This window comes from Actinophytocola sp., assembly GCF_035634895.1.
In the GTDB taxonomy this organism is placed as follows: Bacteria; Actinomycetota; Actinomycetes; order Mycobacteriales; family Pseudonocardiaceae; genus Actinophytocola.
Map to the genome: position 1 here is coordinate 1 of NZ_DASQCC010000193.1, position 19,241 is coordinate 19,241.

Genomic DNA, 19,241 nt, shown 5'->3' on the forward strand with positions numbered 1-19,241 from the left:
ATGTCGACCAGTGGCCGTGGCCGGATGCACGCGTTGACCAGTGCGCCGGCGGCCACCGGCAGCCCGCTCGTCAGCGCCCGCAACGCGACGAGCCCGCCGAGCGACCCGCCGACGATCCCGAGCGGACCGTCCCCGACCGGCAGCTCCGCACGCAAAGCCGCCAGCGCGGAGGGGAGCTCCTCGACGGCCTGGCGGGTCAGCCCGTCGGCGAACTCACGGAGGGGATCCCGCCGGGCCAGTGCGATGAGCGCGTCCATCGACCCGTCCACCATCCGTTCGCCGCACATCGGCAGGCCCAGGTGCACGCGCCACGCCGGCACGCCGGTCATGGGCAGTGCGGCGGCGAAGGCCGCGTTCGTTCGTGGCGCGTCGAGCATGTGCCAGGTCAGCACGAGTGGCGCCGGACCGCCGTGCTCGGGAGGCAGGGCGGTGTAGGGAACTCCGGCGGCGACCCCGGTTATCGTCATGGCGCACACGCTAGAAGCTGACCTCTCGAACGGCGGCCGATTCCACCACCGGCGAAAGGCATGTCATGGAGACCATCGGGCTCGTGTTGGTGATCGCCGGTCTGGCCGTGCTCGCCGCGGGGGTCGTGGCGCTGCGCCGGCTGCGGCGAGAGCTGGCCGTCACCGAGGCGCAGGCCGCGGAGCTCGCCAGGCGGATGAAGGCACTGCCGCCAGAGCTCGCGAACGGGCTCGGCACGGGTGCGCGGCACGTCATCACGGTCGAGCTGCTCAACCTGTTCGAGCTGGCGCACAAGGAGACCGTGCTGGCCCGGCCCTTCACGGCGCTGACGCCGCGGCTTCTGCGCGACGTCGTGCACCGCAGGCTCGTCGGCAGGGTGCGGGAGTCGCTGACCGCGTCCGGTGTCGTCGCCGACGTGCGGCTGCACCGTGCTTCCTGAACGGGGTGGACATCGTGGCTGAGGTGGTCGTCGTCGCGGCGGCCGTCCTGTTGCTGGCGGCCGCCGCGTTCCTCTGGGAGATCATCGAGACTCGTAGGACGGTGCGTCGCGCTCGATGGCTGCTCACCCGCGCGTCCATGGCCATGGACGAGGCGCGGCGGGCGAGCGTCACGGTCGGCGGCTCACAGCTTGTCGATCACCTGCTGGGCCTGGTCGCTCGGAATGGCGAACCCGATACCGACGCTGCCGGCTGACCCGTCCGGGCCGGTCACGGGGGAGTACATCGCCGAGTTGATGCCGATGACCTGACCCGCGCTGTTGAACAGCGGTCCACCCGAGTTGCCCTGGTTGATGGCGGCGTCGGTCTGGATGGCCGCGTAGGTCGTGGTGCCGCCGGTGCTGTTGTCCCGCTGGCTGAACGGAGAGCCCTGCTGTTGCTGCTCCTCCTCCGACACGGTCACCTTGCGGTCCAGCGCGCTCACGATGCCGGTCGTCACGGTGCCCTGCAGGCCGCCCGGCGAGCCGATGGCGATGACCTCGTCGCCGACCTTCACGTCGGCGGAGTCGCCGAACGTCGCCGCGGTCAGGCCGCTCACGCCCTGCGCCTGGATCACCGCGAGGTCACTGGACGGGTCGGTGCCGAGGACCTTCGCGGCGACCTCGCGCCCGTCCGAGAGCGTCACGGTGACCTTCTCGGCACCGGAGACGACATGGTTGTTGGTGAGGATCTTGCCGTTCGAGTCGATGATCACGCCGGAGCCGATGCCCTCGCCGTTCGCGAGCTGGACGTTCACCTGCACGACGCTCGCCAGCACCTTCGCGGCGACCGCGGACACGTCCGTGCCCTCGGTGCCGGTCGACGAGGACGACGTCGTGCTGGCAGTGGTCGCGGTCGAGGTCGGCTGGCTGGCGCCGTCACTGCCGATGAAGGCACCGAGGGTGCCCCCGACCCCGCCCGCGACGAGCGCGGCGGCCGCGACGGCGACGACCGTGCCCCGGCGGATGCGGCCCGGCGGCCGCTGCCCGGGGGAGGCCATCGGCGGTCCGGGTGGCAGGGGCGGCGGCGGGTACGAGTTGCCCGGGTAGGTCCATGGTGGCGCTTGCACGTTCTGAGTCATGACTCCAACGTGCGCCCGCGCCATGAGAGAACCCTGTGAGCCCGCACAGGACAGGCAAAGAGTTCCGCGGGACTTGACTGAGAGTTATGGTAAGTCGTAGCTTACCGTTTGTGCCGACTTACCAACTGGACGCGCTCGGCGCCCTGGGTGACCCGACCCGGCGCGCCATCTTCGAGCTGCTCGCCGCGCGCCCGCGTGCGGTCGGCGAGCTGGCGAAGGAGCTCCCGGTGAGCCGGCCGGCGGTGTCCCAGCACCTCAAGGTGCTCAAGGAGGTGGCGCTCGTCACGGACAGCGCCGAGGGCACACGCCGGCTCTACCGAGTCGACCCGCGCGGGGTACACGCCCTGCGTGACTACCTGGACCAGCTCTGGGACAGCGCGCTGACCGCGTTCGCGGCGGCCGTCGAGCAGAAGGACGAGAAATGACCACTGGCACGGAAGCGGTTGCCGTCACCAAGTCGATCACCGTCGGCGCCGGGCGCGAGCGGGCGTTCGCGGTGTTCACCGAGAAGTTCTCCACCTGGTGGCCCAAGGGCCACCACATCGGCAAGGCGGAGCTGGCCGACGCGGTCATCGAGCCGAAGGTGGGCGGCCGCTGGTACGAGGTCGGCACCGACGGCGTCGAGTGCGACTGGGGCGTGGTCCTCGCCTACGACCCGCCGGCACGCGTCGTGCTGTCCTGGCACCTGCAGGGCGACTGGGGCTACGACCCGGACCCGGCCAGGGCCAGCGAGGTCGAGGTGCGGTTCATCCGGGAGACCGACGACCGCACGAGGGTTGAGCTGACCCACCGGCACATCGAGCGCCACACCTCCTCGGAGGAGGTCGCCTCCGGCGTCGACTCGCCCGGCGGGTGGTCCGGCATCCTCGCCGACTACGCGAAGGCCGTCGGCTGACGCTCGCTCGGTCGACGCCTGGCTCCGTCGCCTCGCTCCCGTAAGGTGCCGAGGGTGACCAACGACGACAGCTCGTTCCTGCGGTTGCAGGCAAGGACCCAACGGTTCACTCTCGGTACCCCGCGCGGCTTCCAGGTCTCCCCGGACGGCCGGCGCGTGCTGTTCCTGCGGTCGGCCTCCGGCGAGGACCGCCAGCACATCCTGTGGCGGCTCGATGTCGAGACCGGCGAGGAGACCAGGCTCGCCGACCCGGCGGTCCTGCTCGGCGGGGACGAGGAGCTGTCGCCGGAGGAACGGGCTCGCCGGGAACGCAGTCGTGAGCAGGGCGGCGGCGTGGTCGGCAACGCGGTCGACGCGGACGTGCGGATCGCCGCCTTCGCCTTGTCCGGCAAGGTGTTCGTCGCCGACGCGGAGACGGGCGAGACCCGCGAGCTGCCGACCGGGCCCTCGGTGATCGACCCGCGGCCGGACCCGACCGGCACGCACGTGGCGTACGTGGCGAACAACGCGCTGCGGGTCGTCGGCGTGGACGGCACGGGCGACCGCGCGCTCGCCGAGCCGGCGGGGCCGGACCAGGCCGTCGGCGTCGCCGAGTTCATCGCGGCCGAGGAGATGGGCCGCGCCCGCGGGTACTGGTGGTCGCCGGACGGCACCCGGCTGCTGGTGTCCTTCGTGGACAAGAGCGCGGTCCGCCGCTGGCACATCGCCGACCCGGCCAACCCGGAGGTCGTGCCCAACGTCGTGTCCTACCCGGCGGCCGGCACCGACAACGCCACCGTGCGGCTGGCGATCCTCGGGCTCGACGGGTCGCGCGCGGAGGTCGACCGCGGCGACGACGAGTACTTCGTGACCGCGCACTGGAGCGCGCACGGCCGCCTGCTCATCGCAACGGCGCCGCGCGACCAGCGGCGCATGCGGGTGCTGGCGGTCGACGCCGAGACCGGCGCGACCGAGGTCGTGGCCGAGGACGCCGACGACCGGTGGGTGGAGATCATCCCCGGCGTGCCGGCATGGACCTCGGACGGCCGGCTGGTGCGGGTCGCGGTCGCGGACGGCGCGAACCGGCTCGTGGTGGACGGCAAGGAGGTCACGCCGCCGTCGCTACAGGTGCGGGCCGTGCTGGACGTCTCCGCGGACGTGCTGTTCACCGCGTCGGCGGACGACCCGACGCAGGTCCACGTCTACCGCTGGACGGACGGCGACATCACCCGACTGTCCAGTGTGGACGGTGTGCACGGCGCGGCACGCGGCGGCGACGTCACCGTGCTCGCGTCGTGGTCGCTCGACCATGCCGGTCCGCGGGTCTCCGTGCTGCGTGGCGCGGAGCAGGTCGCGACCATCGGCTCGTACGCGGTGGAGCCGCCGATCGTGCCGAACCTGCACCTCATGACCGTCGGTGACCGGGGTCTGCGGGTCGCGCTGCTGTACCCGACCGGCCACGAGCCCGGCACGAAGCTGCCGGTGCTGCTCGACCCGTACGGCGGCCCGCACGCGCAGCGGGTGATGGCCAGCCGCAACGCGTTCGTCGGCCCGCAGTGGCTGGCGGACCAGGGTTTCGCGGTGCTGGTCGCGGACGGCCGCGGCACGCCGGGGCGCGGGTCGGAGTGGGAGCGGGAGATCGCGTTCGACTTCGCGGGCGTCACGCTGCAGGACCAGGTCGACGCGTTGTTCGCGGTGGCGGAGGCACATCCCGACCTCGATCTGTCCACCGTGGCCATTCGCGGCTGGTCCTACGGCGGGTACCTGTCGGCGCTGGCGGTGCTGCGCAGGCCGGACGTGTTCCACGCGGCGATCGCCGGCGCGCCTGTCACCGAGTGGCGGCTCTACGACACCCACTACACGGAGCGATATCTCGGCCATCCGGACGAGAACCCGCAGGTCTACGACCGGAACTCACTGATCGGCGACGCGCCGAAGCTCGACCGGCCGCTCCTGGTCATCCACGGCCTGGCCGACGACAATGTCGTGGTGGCCCACTCCGTCCGACTGTCCTCCGCGCTCGTCGCGGCGGGCCGGCCGCACGCGCTGCTGCCGCTGCCGGGCGTCACCCACATGACGCCGCAGGACGACGAGGTGGCGGAGAACTTCATGCTGATGCAGGTCCGTTGGCTGAGGAACGCACTGGGGGTGAGCGCATGAGCGGGGCTTCGAGCTGTGCGCACGAATGGGACTTTCGTGCGGTCCCGGGGAGCAAAAAGGACGGTCCGCTCGTTGCCAAGGGGATAATGTCGGGCAGGGCGAAGGAGGGGACGTCATGAAGCGCTGGGGAATCACGCTGCCGCTGACCGGTGTGCCACTGACCGCGCACCGCGACCTCGTCCGCGAGCTGCCCGACCTCGGCTACACCGACGCCTGGTCGGCCGAGACGGCCGGCGCCGACGCGTTCACGCCGCTCGCCCTCGCCGCCGAGTGGGCTCCCGGCCTGCGGCTGGGCACCGCGATCGTGCCAATGTACACGCGAGGCCCCGGCCTGCTGGCCATGAGTGCCGCGACCATCGCGGAGCTGGCGCCGGGCCGGTTCGTGCTGGGCATCGGCACGTCCACGCCGACCATCGTCACGAGCTGGAACTCGGTGCCGTTCGAGGAGCCGTACGCGCGGTCGCGGGACACCATCCGGTTCCTGCGGGCGGCGCTGCGTGGCGACAAGGTGACCGAGACCTACGAGACGTTCGCCGTGTCCAAGTTCCGGCTGGAGCGCCCGCCGACCCCGCCGCCACCCATCGTGCTGGCGGCCCTGCGGCCGGGCATGCTGCGGCTCGCCAAACGGGAGGCGGACGGCGCGATCACCAACTGGCTGGCGCCCGCCGACGTCCCGAAGGTCCGTTCGGAACTGGGTTCGGAGTCGGAGCTCATCGCGCGGATCTTCGTCTGCCCGACCGAGGACGCGGACGCGGCGCGGAACCTCGGCCGCCTGCTGATCTCGAGCTACCTGACCGTGCCGGTTTACGCGGCGTTCCACGAGTGGCTGGGCCGGGGCGAGGCGCTGCGTGGCATGCACGAGGCGTGGGCGGCAGGCGACCGTGCCGGCGCGAACGCGGCGATCCCCGACGAGGTGGTGGACGACCTGGTGGTCCACGGCCCGGTCGAGAAGTGCCGCGAGCGGATCGCCGAGTACACCGCCCAGGGACTGGACACGCCGGTGATCGCGCTGCTCCCGACCGGTGACGACCCGCTCGACATGGTGCGCAGGCTCGCTCCGGCCTAGGGCGGGTTCGCACGTTGAACTCTCGGCGGCACAAGTACAGTGCTGGGGAGTTAGGTGCACCTAAGTTGAGGAGTCCGATGCAGGTCTCGATGCTCGCCGGTGGGGTCGCCGGCGCCAAGCCGGTGCGTGAGCTGGTCGCCGTGGCGCTCGACGCCATGCTGGCCGCCGCACCGGCCGGGCCGGTCCCTCGGGGCGGCCCCGGCGCGGTCGCGGCCGCCCTCCACTCGGTCATCGGCGCCGGCCTGCTCCCTGACCACGGGATCGGCGAGGCTCCCGCGCTCGACGAGCTGAGCCGCCTGCTCGTCGCGGGGTCGGTCGACCCGACCCACCCGTGGTGCGTCGCGCACCTGCACGGACCGCCGCTGGCCGTGGCGGCTGCCGCCGACCTCGTGGTGAGCGTTCTCAACCCCTCCATGGACTCCTGGGACCAGGCGCCGGCCGCCAGCGAGCTGGAACGTGCGCTCACCGCCGCCCTCGCGCGGCTCGTCGGGCACACCGACGCGCTGATCACGAGCGGTGGCACCGAGTCCAACCTGCTCGGGCTGCTGCTGGCGCGCGAGCTGCACGGCACGGTCCAGGCGGTGTGCGGCCGCAACGCCCACCACAGCATCGCCCGTGCGGCATGGCTGCTCGGGCTGCCCGCGCCGCTGCTCGTCGAGTGCGACCGCGGCCGGTTGCAGGTGGACGAGTTGCGCCGGGTGCTCGCCGGGCTGGACCGGCCGGCCTTCGTGGTCGCCACGGCCGGTAGCACCGACGCCGGCACGATCGACCCGATCGCCGAGATCCGTGCGGCCGCGCCGGACGCGTGGCTGCACGTCGACGCCGCGTACGGCGGCGCGACCCTGTTCAGCGACCGGCTCGCGCCGCTGCTCGACGGGGTCGCCGACGCCGACTCCGTCGCCCTGGACCTGCACAAGTTCGGCTGGCAGCCCATCGCGGCCGGCGTTTTCGCCGCTCGCCGCCCGCTCTCCGCGCTGGACGTCCGTGCCGACTATCTCAACGCCGCCGACGACACCGAGGCCGGGCTGCCGGACCTCCTCGGCCGGTCGCTCCACACCTCTCGCCGCCCGGACGCGTTCAAGATCGCCGTGACGCTGCGTGCCCTGGGGCGCCGCGGCGTCGGCGCGCTCGTCGAGCGCTGCTGTGACGTGGCGGGCGAGGTCGCCGAGATGGTCGACGCGCATCCGGGGCTGGAGCTGTGGGCGCGTCCCGAACTGTCCACCGTGGTCTTCCGGCCGGTGGGAAACGCCGACGTGGCCGGCATTCGCCGTCGGCTGCTCGACGACGGCACCGCCGTGCTCGGCCGCGCCACGATCGACGGGCAGGTGTGGTTGAAGGTGACGCTGTTGCGGCCGGGCGCCACCGCCGCGGAGTACGCCGGCCTGCTCGACCTGGTGGCCCAGTGATCAACGACGCTCCGTACGACCTCGTCGGCGTGGGCATCGGCCCGGCCAACCTGTCCCTCGCCGCGCTGGCCGACCCGATCGACGGCCTGCACACCGCGTTCTTCGAGCGGGAGAGCGCCTTCCGCTGGCATCCCGGCCTCATGATCGACGGCGCGTTCCTGCAGGTGCCGTTCCTGGCCGACCTCGTGTCCCTCGTGGACCCGACGAGCCAGCTGTCGTTCCTCGCCTACCTGCGCGCACGTGAGCGGCTCTACCCCTTCTACTTCGCGGAGCGGTTCCACATCCCGCGCGCGGAGTACGCCGACTACTGCGCGTGGGTGAGCCGCCGGCTGCCCAGCCTGCGGTTCGACCAGCGGGTCCGGTCGATCCGCTGGTCCGCCGTGGACGAGCTGTTCGAGCTGGAGATCGCGCCGACGGGCACGGTGCTGGCCCGCAACGTCGTGCTCGGCGTCGGCACCGAGCCGAAGACGCCCGCGCCGCTGCAGGGTTTCGCGGTGCACTCCGCGGACTTCCTGCCCGAGCGGGACCGGCTGCTCGCCACCCGCGACGTCACGGTGGTGGGCTCCGGGCAGTCCGGCGCCGAGGTGTTCCTGGACCTGTTGCGTGCCAGGGCTTCCGGGCAGGGCACGCTGCGCTGGCTCACCCGCACGGCCGCGTTCGCGCCGATGGAGTACTCGAAGCTGGGCCTCGAGCAGTTCACTCCCGACTACACCCGGTTCTTCCACGGCCTCGACGAGCCGGTCCGGGACCGGCTCGTGCCCGCGCAGTGGCAGCTGTACAAGGCGATCAGCGCGGAGACGATCGGTGAGATCTTCGACGAGCTGTACCGCCGCACGGTCGGCGGCGGCTGGCCGGACGTCGTGCTCGCGCCGGCCGTCGAGGTCGTCGGCGCCGCCGAGGTGGACGGCCGGCTCGAGCTGTCGCTGCGGCACGTGCAACAGGGTGGTCACGCGACCATCACGACCGACTCCGTCGTCTGCGCGACCGGTTACCAGGAAAGGGATCTCGGTGACCTGCTCGGTCCGCTCGAGACCGATCTGGACCGGGACGCGGCCGGCCGGCTCGTGGTCGACGCCGACTACCGGGTCACCACCGCCACGCGTGGCTCGCTGTACGTGCAGAACGCCGAACGGCACACGCACGGCGTCGGCGCGCCGGACCTCGGGCTGATCGCCTGGCGTGCCGCCACGATCCTGAACTCGGTGTGCGGCAAGAAGGTCTATCCGCTGCCCGAGCGGACCGCGTTCACCACCTTCGGACTGTAGAGGGGACGTCCATGACAACGGCGTGGCGGCAGGCCGGTGCCCTCATCACGCACAAGATGCTGGGGGAGCTGAGCTACGAGGGTCTCCTGCGGCCCACCGTGGCCGGTGACGACTACCTGTTGTCGTTGCCGGGCGGGGTGACCTACCGGTTCCGGGCGCGGCGGGGCGCGTTCGAGTCATGGCACGTCGAGCCGGGCAGCGCGACGCGCGACGGCGCGCCGGCCTGGGATCCCCGGACTCTCGTGGTCGACGCGCGGGAGGGCCTCGGCCTGACCGGGTTGCGGCTCGCGGACGTGCTGAGCGAGCTGACGGCGACGGTCGCGAACGAGGCCGCGCGCCTGGCGCACGCGCCGACCGCGGCCGAGCTGATCGCGATGGACTACGACCACGCGGACGGTCACCTGACCGGGCATCCGCGGCTGGTGCTGAACAAGGGCCGCGTCGGCTTCTCGGCGAACGACCGCGAGCGGTACGCGCCCGAGGCCGGCAGGACGTTCCCGGTGCGCTGGTTCGCGGTGCACCGCGACTTCGCGTCGTTCCGTTGTGTGGCCGAGCTGTCGGAGGAGCTGCTGCTGGCGGAGGAGCTCGGCGACCGGCTCGCCGCGTTCCGGGCGCGACTGTCCACTCCGGACGACTACGCGCTGGTGCCGGTGCATCCCTGGCAGGCGGACGAGATCCTCGGCACGCTCTACGCCGCGGAGATCGCCGAGGGCACCGTGGTGCCGCTCGGCGAGAGCGCCGACGAGTACGTCCCGCACCAGACGGTGCGGACGCTCGCCAACGCGAGCCATCCGACCCGCCGTGACGTGAAGACCGCGGTGTCGGTCCGCAACACGCTCGTGTACCGGGGTCTCGCGCAGGCGGCGACGCTCGCGGCGCCGGCGGTCACCACCTGGCTGCGGACGGTCAGCGCCGCCGATCCGTTGCTGGACAAGGAGTACCGGTTCGAGCTGCTCGGCGAGGTGGCGAGCGTCTCGGTCCAGCACCCGTTGTTCGGCCGGATCGACGAGCTGCCGTACCGGTTCCACGAGACACTCGGCGCACTGTGGCGCGAGCCGTTGCGTGCACGGATCGGGCCGGGGGAGCGGGCGTTGTCGTTCGCCGCGCTGCCCTACCGCGGTCCGGACGGCGAGGCCGTGATCACCAGGCTGATCCGCGATTCCGGGTTGGACACCGAGGCCTGGCTGGCGACGTGGCTCGACCTGTTCCTGACCCCGTTGCTGCACTGGCTGTTGCGCTACGGCGTCGGGTTCTGCCCGCACGGCCAGAACATGATCCTGGTCACCGACGAGCACGGCCTGCCGCTGCGGGTCGCGATCAAGGACTTCGCCCAGGGCGTCGACCTGATGGACGAGGACTTCCCGGAGTACGCGACCCTCGCCCCGGAGGCGGACGCGGACATGCTGCGGTGGGCGCCGCACCTGCTGGCGCAGTCGCTGTTCAGCTCGGTGTTCGCCGGCCAGCTCCGGTTCCTGGCGGAGATCCTGCTCGACGACCTCGATCACCCGCGCGCGGCGCTGTGGGCGCAGGTGCGGGAGATCGTCCGCCGCTACCGCGACGAGCATCCCGAGAGCGCGCGGCGGTTCGACGCGTGCCAGCTGTTCGCCCCGGACGTGGAACGCGTGACGCTCAACCGGGAACACCTGGCGGGCAAGGGTTTCGACAAGGTGGAGCGCGACGACGAGTTCGACGTCCGTTTCGGTCGCGCCAAGAACCCGCTCGCCGCACCGGATCCGGCTGGCTGCTGGTGATCGTTTACGGCAGACCGCGCGGACCACGCACGCTCGCGGCCCGTGCGGCAGCCGCCGACCAGCTGGGTGCGGCGCTGCGGGCACGGATCGACGGCGGCGAGGTCCGCGGCGTGACACTGCTGGTGCCCGACCCGCACGCCCGGTTCGCGTCGGTCTCGCTGGGCGCGCGGTTCTTCGCGGACACGGTCCTGGCCGACGGCTACGGCCTGTGCACGTACGCGTTCGCGTGGAACCCCGCTCGTGAGGCGGTCGCGGCGCCGGTGTTCGAGCCGTACACCGGGACCTACGGTGACCTGCGGTTGCGGCCGGACCTCGCGACGTTGGCACCCGACGCCGACGGCACGTGGTTCGTGGTGTGCGACGCCGAATGGCCCGACGGCCGCCCGGTCGGCATCGCACCGCGCACCGTCCTGCGCCGGCAGCTGGAGGCGGCCGAGGAGCATGGCCTGGTGCCGTCGGTGGGCCTGGAACACGAGGTGACCTTCACCTGGCAGGACGGCACGTCGCCGACCCAGGACGGGCTCGACTACGCGACCGGCGGCCTGGACCAGCTCCGCCCGCTGCTCGACTCGATCCGGTTCGCCGCGGACGGCCTCGGCATCGAGTCGGTGCGGGGCGAATGCCACCCCGGGCAGGCCGAGCTGGTGCTCGGCCACCGGGACGCGCTGGCGGCCTGCGACGACGCGATGCTGCAGCAGCTGTTCGTGCGGCGCGCGTCCGCCGCGCACGGCATGCGGGCGAGCTACCTCGCGGCGGAGCGGCCGGGTGAGGGCAGCTCGTGCCACGTGCACGTCTCGCTGTCCAGCGCGGACGGTCCGCGTTTCCCCGCGTTGCTGGAGCACTTCGTGGCAGGCGTCCTGCGGGCGGCGCCGGAGTTGACGCCGTTCTGGGCGCCGACGTGGAACTCCTACGTCCGGCTGCGCACCGCGCCGTTCTCGCCCAGGGTGCTCCGCTGGGGCGTGGACGACCGGACGGCGGCGGTCCGCGTGGCCGGCACGGGGGAGTCCACCCGCGCCGAGGTCCGGTTCGCCGGCGCCGACGCGCAGCCGCACCTGGTCGTGGCCGCGATCCTGGCGGCCGGGCTGTGGGGCATCGCGGCGGAGCTCACCGCGCCGGAGCCCGCGGAACTACCCACGACGCCGTGGCAGGCACGACAGGCCCTGGCCGAGTCGGAGCTGGCCAGGGAGCTACTGGGCGAGGAGGTCGTCGAAGCCCAGCTGGCCCACCTCGACGAGGAGATGGCCGCCGGCCTCGACTCGGTCACCGACTGGCAGCGCCGCAGGGGTGGTCTGCGGCAGTAGGACGGCCCACGCCAAAAACAAGCATGCTTGCTTGATTGCGTCTGTCGTGCCATGGTTGGCGCGTGGTGGAGCTGAACGCTCTCGTGGCCGACCTGCGGGCGGAGGGCGACGAGATCGACGCGCTGGTCCGCGACCTCGCCCCGGAAGGCTGGTCGCGCCCGACGCCCGCGGCGGGCTGGACCGTGGCGCATCAGATCGCGCATCTCGGGTGGACCGACGAGCGTGCCCTGCTCGCCGCGGCCGCCCCCGACGACTTCAACGCCGAGTTCGCGAGCTTCGCCGGCCGCGCCGGCCTCGACAGAATCGTCGACCAGGAGGCGACCCGCGAGGCGGCGCGGCCCGACCTCCTGGACTGGTGGCGGGCCGGCCGCGACAAGCTCGCCGCCGTCCTGCTCGACCTGCCGCCGGGCACCAAGCTCCCCTGGTACGGCCCACCCATGTCCGCCGCGTCGATGGCCACCGCACGGCTGATGGAGACCTGGGCCCACGGTCAGGACGTGGCGGATGCCCTCGGCGTCCGCCGCATCCCGACGGCCCGCCTCCGGCACGTCGCCCACCTCGGCGTGCGGACCAGGAACTTCGCCTACCTGACCCACGGTCTGTCCACTCCGGACGAGGAGTTCCGGGTCGAACTGCTCGCGCCGGACGGCGAGCTGTGGACGTGGGGCCCCGAAGACGCCGCCCAGCGGGTGACGGGACCGGCGCTCGAGTTCTGCCTGCTCGTCACCCAGCGGGTGCACCGCGCGGACACCGCGCTGGTGGCGGTCGGCGACGACGCGAACGAGTGGCTGACGATCGCGCAGGCATTCGCCGGCCCGCCCGGCACCGGCCGGGAGATTGGCGGCAGAGGATGAGCGTGCGCATCGGGAACGCCTCCGGGTTCTACGGGGACCGGCTGTCCGCCATGCGGGAGATGCTCACCGGCGGCCCGCTCGACTACCTCACCGGCGACTACCTCGCCGAGCTCACCATGCTCATCCTCGGCCGCGACCGGATGAAGGACCCGAACCGCGGGTACGCCAGGACGTTTCTCCGCCAGCTCGAGGACACCCTCGACCTGGCGCTGGAGAACGACGTCAAGATCGTCACCAACGCGGGCGGGCTCAACCCCGCCGGTCTCGCCGCCGCCATCCGCGAGCTGAACCCGCACGTCAAGGTCGCGCACGTCGAGGGCGACGACCTGCGCCAGCAGGGCTTCGACGGCGCGCTCACCGCCAACGCCTACCTCGGCTGCTGGGGCATCGTCGAGTGCCTCAACGCCGGCGCCGACGTCGTGGTGACCGGGCGGGTCACCGACGCCTCCCTGGTCGTCGGGCCTGCGGCGGCGCATTTCGGCTGGGCACCCACCGACTTCGACGCGCTCGCCGGCGCGACCGTCGCGGGGCACGTCATCGAGTGCGGCACCCAGGCCACCGGCGGCAACTTCGCCTTCTTCACCGAGATCGCCGACCTCGCGCACCCCGGCTTCCCCATCGCGGAGATCGGCGAGCGGGGCGAGTCGGTGATCACCAAGCACGACGGCACCGGCGGCGCGGTCACCGTCGACACCGTCAAGGCCCAGCTCCTCTACGAGATCGGCGGCCCGCGCTACCTCGGCCCGGACGTCACCAGCCGGTTCGACACCATCACGCTCACCCAGCGGGACACCGACCGCGTCGCCATCACCGGCGTCCGGGGCGAGGCGCCGCCGGACACCCTCAAGGTCTGCGTCAACACCCTCGACGGGTTCCGCAACAGCATGACGTTCGTCCTCTGTGGACTCGACATCGACGACAAGGCGGCGCTGGCGAAGCGGCAGCTGGCGGACGCCGTCGGCACCGACGGTCTGGAGTGGACACTCGCGCGCACCGACCGCCCCGACGCCGACACCGAGGAGACCGCCAGCGCGCTCCTGCACGCGACCATCCGCACGCCGGATCCCAAGCGGGCCAAGGCGTTCTCGCGTGCGGCCGTCGAGCTGGCCCTCGCCTCCTACCCGGGTTTCACGCTCACGTCACCACCGGGCGACGGCACCCCGGTCGGCGTCTACCAGCCCAGGTACGTGCCGCGGGAGGCGGTCCACCACGAGGCCGTCCTGCCGGACGGCACCAGGAAGACCGTCGACCCACCCGCGGTGACCGACAGCCCGCCCGTGCTGCCGCCTGTCGAGGAAGGGCATCCGGAGCCCACGACCTCGTGGACCCGACGCGTGCCGCTCGGCACCATCGTCGGCGCCCGCTCCGGGGACAAGGGCGGCGACGCCAACCTCGGCGTGTGGGTCCGCGACCCGGCCGCGTACCCGTGGCTCTCGGCCGAGCTGTCGGTGGACCGCCTCCGCGAGCTGTTGCCGGAGGCCAAGGACCTCGACATCGAGCGGCACCCGCTGCCCAACCTCCACGCGCTCAACTTCGTCCTCCACGGACTCCTCGGCCAGGGCGTCGCCGCGTCCACCCGGTTCGACCCGCAGGCCAAGTCGCTGGGCGAGTGGCTGCGGTCGAGGGTCGTCGACATTCCGGAGACGTTGCTGTGAGCGGAGCTTGCGGAGCGAGCCATGGGCGCCACGCCGTCGAATGGCGTGACCGAGCCTGTGAGGGGGCGCCATGAGCGGCGTGAGCGAGCATTTCGGGACACCCGAGCGTCTGGCGCTTCGGGAGACGGCACGGCGGTTTGTCGAGAAAGAGGTAAGCCCACATCTCGACGAGTGGGAGCGCGCGGGTGAGCTGCCGCGTGCGCTGCACCGCAAGGCGGGCGGGCTGGGACTGCTCGGGGTGTCCTTTCCAGAGAGCGCCGGCGGTGGCGGTGGCGACGTCATCGACTCCGTCACGGTCACCGAGGAGATCCACTACGCCGGCGGCTCCGGCGGCCTGGTCGCGTCGCTGTTCACGTCCGGCATCGCGTTGCCGCACATCGTGACCGCGGGTGACCCGGCCCAGATCGAACGCTGGGTCAGGCCGACGCTCGACGGTAAGCTGATCGGCTCGCTCGCGGTCACCGAACCCGACGGCGGCTCGGACGTCGCGAACATCCGGACGACGGCGAAGCGCGACGGCGACCACTACCTCGTCAACGGCGCCAAGACGTTCATCACCTCCGGCTGCCGCGCCGACTTCGTCACGACGGTCGTGCGGACCGGCGACGCGGGCGCGCGCGGCCTGTCACTGCTCGTCGTGGAGAAGGGCACGCCCGGCTTCACCGTCACCCGCAAGCTCGACAAGATGGGTTGGCACTGCTCGGACACCGCTGAGCTGTCCTATGTGGACGTACGAGTGCCGGCTGTCAACCTGGTCGGCGCGGAGGGTACGGGTTTCGCGCAGGTGGCGACGCACTTCGTGACCGAACGGCTCGCGCTCGCCGTCCAGGGCTACGCCACCGCGCAGCGTGCGCTCGACCTCACGGTCGGGTGGTGCCGGCTGCGGAACACGTTCGGCCGCCCACTGATCTCCCGGCAGGTCGTGCAGCACAAGCTCACCGAGATGGCCCGTCGCGTCGACGTCGCCCGCACCTACGCGCGCAGCGTCGCGGTCCGGTTCCTGGCCGGCGAGCCGGTGGTCGCCGAGGCGTGCTTCGCGAAGAACACGGCCGTGGAGACCGCCGAGTGGGTGGTGAGCGAGGCGGTACAGTTGCACGGCGGCCTCGGGTACATGCGCGAGTCCGAAGTGGAACGTCACTACCGCGATGTCCGCATCCTCGGCATCGGCGGCGGCACCAACGAGATCCTCACCGGACTGGCGGCGAAAGTGCTGGGATATCACGGATGACGACGATCAGGTCCACGGTTGATCCCACGGCGGCCGACTTCGCGGCCAACCGGGACGCGATGCTGGCCAAGCTCGCCGAGATCGAGGCGGAGCAGGCCAAGGCCCTCGCGGGCGGTGGGGACAAGTACGTCGAGCGGCACCGCGGGCGCGGCAAGCTCCTGGTGCGTGAACGGATCGAGCTGCTGCTCGACCCCGACTCGCCGTTCCTGGAGCTGTCGCCGCTGGCCGCATGGGGCAGCGACTACGCGGTCGGCGCCAGCGTGGTCACCGGGATCGGGGTCGTCGAGGGTGTCGAGTGCCTGATCTGCGGCAACGACCCAACGATAAAGGGCGGCTCCAGCAACCCGTGGAGCACCAAGAAGAGCTTCCGGGCCGCGGACATCGCCAGGGAGAACCGGCTGCCGACGGTCAACCTCGTCGAGTCCGGCGGCGCGGACCTCCCGACACAGAAGGAGATCTTCATCCCGGGCGGCCGGATCTTCCGTGACCTCACCCGGGCGTCGGCGGCCGGCTGCCCGACCGTCGCGCTGGTGTTCGGCAACTCCACCGCGGGCGGCGCCTACCTGCCAGGCATGTCGGACTACGTGGTGATGGTGAAGGAACGCGCGAAGGTGTTCCTCGGTGGCCCGCCGCTGGTGAAGATGGCGACGGGTGAGGAGTCCGACGACGAGTCCCTCGGCGGCGCGGAGATGCACGCCCGCACCTCGGGTCTCGCGGACTACCTCGCCGCCGACGAACAGGACGCCATCCGCATCGGCCGGCGGATCATCGGGCGGCTGAACTGGCGCAAGCAGGGCCAGGCCCCCGCGGACGACTACCGCGAGCCGGTGTACGACCCGGAGGACCTGCTCGGCATCGTGCCGGCCGACCTCAAGATGCCGTTCGACCCGAGGGACGTGATCGCCCGGGTGGTCGACGGCTCGGCGTTCGACGAGTTCAAACCCTTGTACGGCGGCAGTCTGGTGACCGGCTGGGCGCGGGTGCACGGCTACCCGGTCGGCATCCTCGCCAACGCGCGTGGCGTGCTGTTCAGCGAGGAGTCGCAGAAGGCCGCCCAGTTCATCCAGCTGGCCAACCAGATCGACACGCCGCTGCTGTTCCTGCACAACACGACCGGCTACATGGTCGGGCGGGAGTACGAGCAGGGCGGCATCATCAAGCACGGCGCCATGATGATCAACGCGGTGTCGAACTCGACGGTGCCGCACATCTCCATCCTGATGGGCGCCTCCTACGGCGCCGGGCACTACGGGATGTGCGGCCGCGCCTACGATCCCCGCTTCCTGTTCGCCTGGCCGAGCGCGAAGTCCGCGGTCACGGGCCCGCAGCAGCTCGCCGGCGTGCTGTCCATCGTCGCCAGGCAGGCCGCGGCCGGCCGGGGGCAGGAGTACAGCGAGGAACACGACGCCGCGATGCGAGCCATGGTGGAGAACCAGATCGAGGCCGAGTCGCTGCCGATGTTCCTGTCCGGGATGATGTACGACGACGGCATCATCGACCCGCGCGACACACGCACGGTGCTCGGCCTGTGCCTGTCGACCATCCACAATGGACCTATCAGGGGCGCCGACGGCTTCGGCGTCTTCCGGATGTGAACCGCCGATGATCACTACTCTGCTCGTCGCGAACCGGGGCGAGATCGCCCGGCGCGTGTTCCGGACGTGCCGCACGCTCGGCATCGCCACGGTCGCCGTGTACTCGGACGCCGACGCGAACGCGCCCTTCGTCGGGGAGGCCGACGCCGCGGTGCGGTTGCCGGGCGCCACCCCGGCCGAGACCTACCTGCGAGCGGACCTGATCGTCGAGGCCGCCCGACTGTCCGGCGCCGACGCGGTACACCCCGGCTACGGTTTCCTGTCCGAGAACGCCTCCTTCGCGGGAGCGGTCGCGGCGGCGGGCCTGACGTGGGTGGGCCCGCCGCCGCCGGCCATCGGGCAGATGGGCTCCAAGATCGAGTCCAAGCGGTTGATGGCCGAGGCCGGGGTGCCGGTGCTGACGGCACTGGACCCCGACTTCCTCACGGAGAACGACCTTCCGGTGCTGGTCAAGGCCTCCGCCGGCGGTGGCGGGCGCGGCATGCGGGTGGTGACCTCCCTCGACGAGCTCGCCAGCCAGCTCGAAGGCGCCCGGTCCGAGGCCGCGTCGGCGTTCGGCGACGACACCGTGTTCGTCGAGCCGTACCTCGCGACCGGCCGGCACATCGAGGTCCAGGTCATGGCCGACCAGCACGGCACGGTCTGGGCGGTGGGCGAGCGGGAGTGCTCGATCCAGCGCAGGCACCAGAAGATCGTGGAGGAGTCGCCGTCCCCACTCGTCGAGCGGGTGCCGGGGATGCGCGAGGAACTGTTCGAGGCGGCCCGCGGCGCGGCCAGGGCCATCGGCTACGTCGGCGCTGGCACGGTCGAGTTCCTGGCGGACGACAAGGGCCGGTTCTACTTCCTGGAGATGAACACGCGGCTCCAGGTGGAGCACCCGGTCACCGAGTGCGTGACCGGTCTCGACCTGGTCGGCCTGCAGCTGGGCATCGCGGAGGGTCGCCCGCTGCCCGCGGGCCCGCCGCCTTCACAGGGCCATGCGATCGAGGTCCGCCTCTACGCCGAGGATCCCGCGCTCGACTGGCGCCCGCACAGCGGCACGCTGCACCGGTTCGAGGTGCCGAACGTGGCCGCGACGTTCGCCGTGCCACTGGGTGCCGGCATCCGGCTCGACTCCGGTGTGGACAGTGGCTCGGTCGTGAGCCCGCACTACGACCCCATGCTGGCCAAGGTGATCTCCCTCGCGCCGACCCGGGACGTCGCCGCACGGGCACTGGCGACCACGCTGCGCCGCACCAAGATCCACGGCGTCACGACGAACCGCGACCTGCTGGTCAACATCCTGACCCACCCGGCATTCCTGGCCGGCGACACGGACACGGCGTTCTTCGAACGTCACGGCCTCGCCGAGCTCGCGACCCCACTGGCGACGGCGGACACCGTGCGTCTCGCCGCACTGGCGGCGGCGCTGGCGTCCGCGGCGCGGAACCGTGCCGCGGCACGGGTTCTGGGCCGCCTGCCGAGTGGCTGGCGGAACATGGCCGCGGCGCCGCAGGTCAAGAGGTTCCGCACGGGCGAGACCGAACACGAGGTGCGCTACCGGTTCGGCAGAGGCGGCCTGGTGGTGGACGACCTGCCCGATCTCCGGCTGATCGACGCCACCTCGTCCGCGGTGGTCCTCGAGAGCGGCGGCGTGGCCCGCACGTTCGAGGTGGACGGTCACGGCGAGGACTGGTTCGTGGACTCGCCGGCCGGCGCGGTGACCCTGGCCGGACTGCCGAGGTTCGCCGACCCGGAGACCCAGGTGGCGGCGGGCTCACTGCTCGCACCCATGCCGGGCACCGTGGTGCGGGTCGCGGTGGCGCTCGGCGACCGGGTCGCCGAGGGACAACCGCTGCTGTGGCTGGAAGCCATGAAGATGCAGCACCAGATCAACGCCCCGACGGGCGGTGTGGTCGCCGAACTGGGTGTGGGCACTGGCGATCAGGTCGAGGTGGGGCGTGTACTTGCTGTCGTGCGGGCGGACGAGTCATGACACACCGCATGCCGACCGGCGGCCCTCGCGACCGCGCCTCAGGGATGAGTGACGCGGACCAGACCAGCACAGTCGATTTCGGGGAGGCG

General features: G+C 72.0%; 16 protein-coding genes and 1 pseudogene. 15 read left to right on the plus strand and 2 right to left on the minus strand.

The genetic code is table 11. The features are described 5' to 3' along the window. Window positions 1-467: pseudogene (locus tag VET29_RS29175) on the minus strand (alpha/beta hydrolase); the annotation flags it as partial. Window positions 468-532: 65 nt separating this feature from the next. Here VET29_RS29175 and VET29_RS29180 point away from each other — a divergent pair. After that, on the plus strand, window positions 533-904 hold the full coding sequence (locus VET29_RS29180; RefSeq protein ID WP_324926283.1) for a hypothetical protein: 372 nt from the start codon (window positions 533-535) through the stop codon (window positions 902-904). A 14-nt stretch (window positions 905-918) separates the two neighbouring features. Further along, window positions 919-1,158 carry a hypothetical protein gene (locus VET29_RS29185; protein ID WP_324926285.1) on the plus strand — a complete coding sequence of 80 codons (240 nt, stop codon included), beginning with the start codon at window positions 919-921 and terminating at the stop codon, window positions 1,156-1,158. Here VET29_RS29185 and VET29_RS29190 read toward each other — a convergent pair. Further along, window positions 1,087-2,022 (minus strand): S1C family serine protease, encoded by a 936-nt coding sequence (locus VET29_RS29190; RefSeq protein ID WP_324926287.1) that lies wholly within the window; start codon window positions 2,020-2,022, stop codon window positions 1,087-1,089. The genes VET29_RS29185 and VET29_RS29190 overlap by 72 nt on opposite strands. A gap of 110 nt (window positions 2,023-2,132) precedes the next feature. On the opposite strand from VET29_RS29190, the gene VET29_RS29195 reads away from it, so the two are divergent. The 13 genes from VET29_RS29195 to VET29_RS29255 all read left to right on the plus strand — a co-directional run bounded on the left by VET29_RS29195 (window position 2,133) and on the right by VET29_RS29255 (window position 19,152). Continuing rightward, window positions 2,133-2,447, plus strand: coding sequence for a metalloregulator ArsR/SmtB family transcription factor (locus VET29_RS29195; protein WP_324926289.1), 315 nt, complete (start codon window positions 2,133-2,135; stop codon window positions 2,445-2,447). Beyond that, window positions 2,444-2,917, plus strand: a complete 474-nt coding sequence (locus VET29_RS29200) for an SRPBCC family protein (protein WP_324926291.1) — start codon at window positions 2,444-2,446, stop codon at window positions 2,915-2,917. Before VET29_RS29195 ends, VET29_RS29200 begins: the two co-directional genes overlap by 4 nt. Window positions 2,918-2,971: 54 nt before the next feature. Beyond that, window positions 2,972-5,056: a S9 family peptidase gene (locus VET29_RS29205; RefSeq protein WP_324926293.1), complete on the plus strand. Its 2,085-nt coding sequence runs from the start codon at window positions 2,972-2,974 to the stop codon at window positions 5,054-5,056. A gap of 115 nt (window positions 5,057-5,171) precedes the next feature. Next, window positions 5,172-6,122 carry an LLM class F420-dependent oxidoreductase gene (locus VET29_RS29210; protein WP_324926294.1) on the plus strand — a complete coding sequence of 317 codons (951 nt, stop codon included), beginning with the start codon at window positions 5,172-5,174 and terminating at the stop codon, window positions 6,120-6,122. Between the two features lie 77 nt (window positions 6,123-6,199). Next, entirely contained in the window at window positions 6,200-7,528 is a 1,329-nt protein-coding gene (locus VET29_RS29215; protein ID WP_324926296.1) for a pyridoxal phosphate-dependent decarboxylase family protein, read from the plus strand. Further along, entirely contained in the window at window positions 7,525-8,793 is a 1,269-nt protein-coding gene (locus VET29_RS29220) for a lysine N(6)-hydroxylase/L-ornithine N(5)-oxygenase family protein (RefSeq protein ID WP_324926298.1), read from the plus strand. The genes VET29_RS29215 and VET29_RS29220 overlap by 4 nt, the downstream gene beginning before the upstream one ends. A gap of 11 nt (window positions 8,794-8,804) precedes the next feature. Then, window positions 8,805-10,544 carry an IucA/IucC family protein gene (locus tag VET29_RS29225; RefSeq protein ID WP_324926300.1) on the plus strand — a complete coding sequence of 580 codons (1,740 nt, stop codon included), beginning with the start codon at window positions 8,805-8,807 and terminating at the stop codon, window positions 10,542-10,544. After that, window positions 10,541-11,845, plus strand: coding sequence for a glutamine synthetase (locus VET29_RS29230; RefSeq protein ID WP_324926302.1), 1,305 nt, complete (start codon window positions 10,541-10,543; stop codon window positions 11,843-11,845). The genes VET29_RS29225 and VET29_RS29230 overlap by 4 nt, the downstream gene beginning before the upstream one ends. A 62-nt stretch (window positions 11,846-11,907) precedes the next feature. Then, window positions 11,908-12,699 carry a TIGR03084 family metal-binding protein gene (locus VET29_RS29235; protein ID WP_324926304.1) on the plus strand — a complete coding sequence of 264 codons (792 nt, stop codon included), beginning with the start codon at window positions 11,908-11,910 and terminating at the stop codon, window positions 12,697-12,699. Further along, window positions 12,696-14,354 carry an acyclic terpene utilization AtuA family protein gene (locus VET29_RS29240; protein ID WP_324926306.1) on the plus strand — a complete coding sequence of 553 codons (1,659 nt, stop codon included), beginning with the start codon at window positions 12,696-12,698 and terminating at the stop codon, window positions 14,352-14,354. The genes VET29_RS29235 and VET29_RS29240 overlap by 4 nt, the downstream gene beginning before the upstream one ends. 70 nt (window positions 14,355-14,424) lie before the next feature. Beyond that, window positions 14,425-15,582, plus strand: a complete 1,158-nt coding sequence (locus VET29_RS29245; protein ID WP_414636648.1) for an acyl-CoA dehydrogenase family protein — start codon at window positions 14,425-14,427, stop codon at window positions 15,580-15,582. Then, on the plus strand, window positions 15,579-17,177 hold the full coding sequence (locus VET29_RS29250; protein ID WP_324926310.1) for an acyl-CoA carboxylase subunit beta: 1,599 nt from the start codon (window positions 15,579-15,581) through the stop codon (window positions 17,175-17,177). The genes VET29_RS29245 and VET29_RS29250 overlap by 4 nt, the downstream gene beginning before the upstream one ends. A gap of 7 nt (window positions 17,178-17,184) precedes the next feature. Continuing rightward, window positions 17,185-19,152 carry an acetyl/propionyl/methylcrotonyl-CoA carboxylase subunit alpha gene (locus VET29_RS29255; protein WP_324926312.1) on the plus strand — a complete coding sequence of 656 codons (1,968 nt, stop codon included), beginning with the start codon at window positions 17,185-17,187 and terminating at the stop codon, window positions 19,150-19,152. Window positions 19,153-19,241 lie beyond the last annotated feature (89 nt).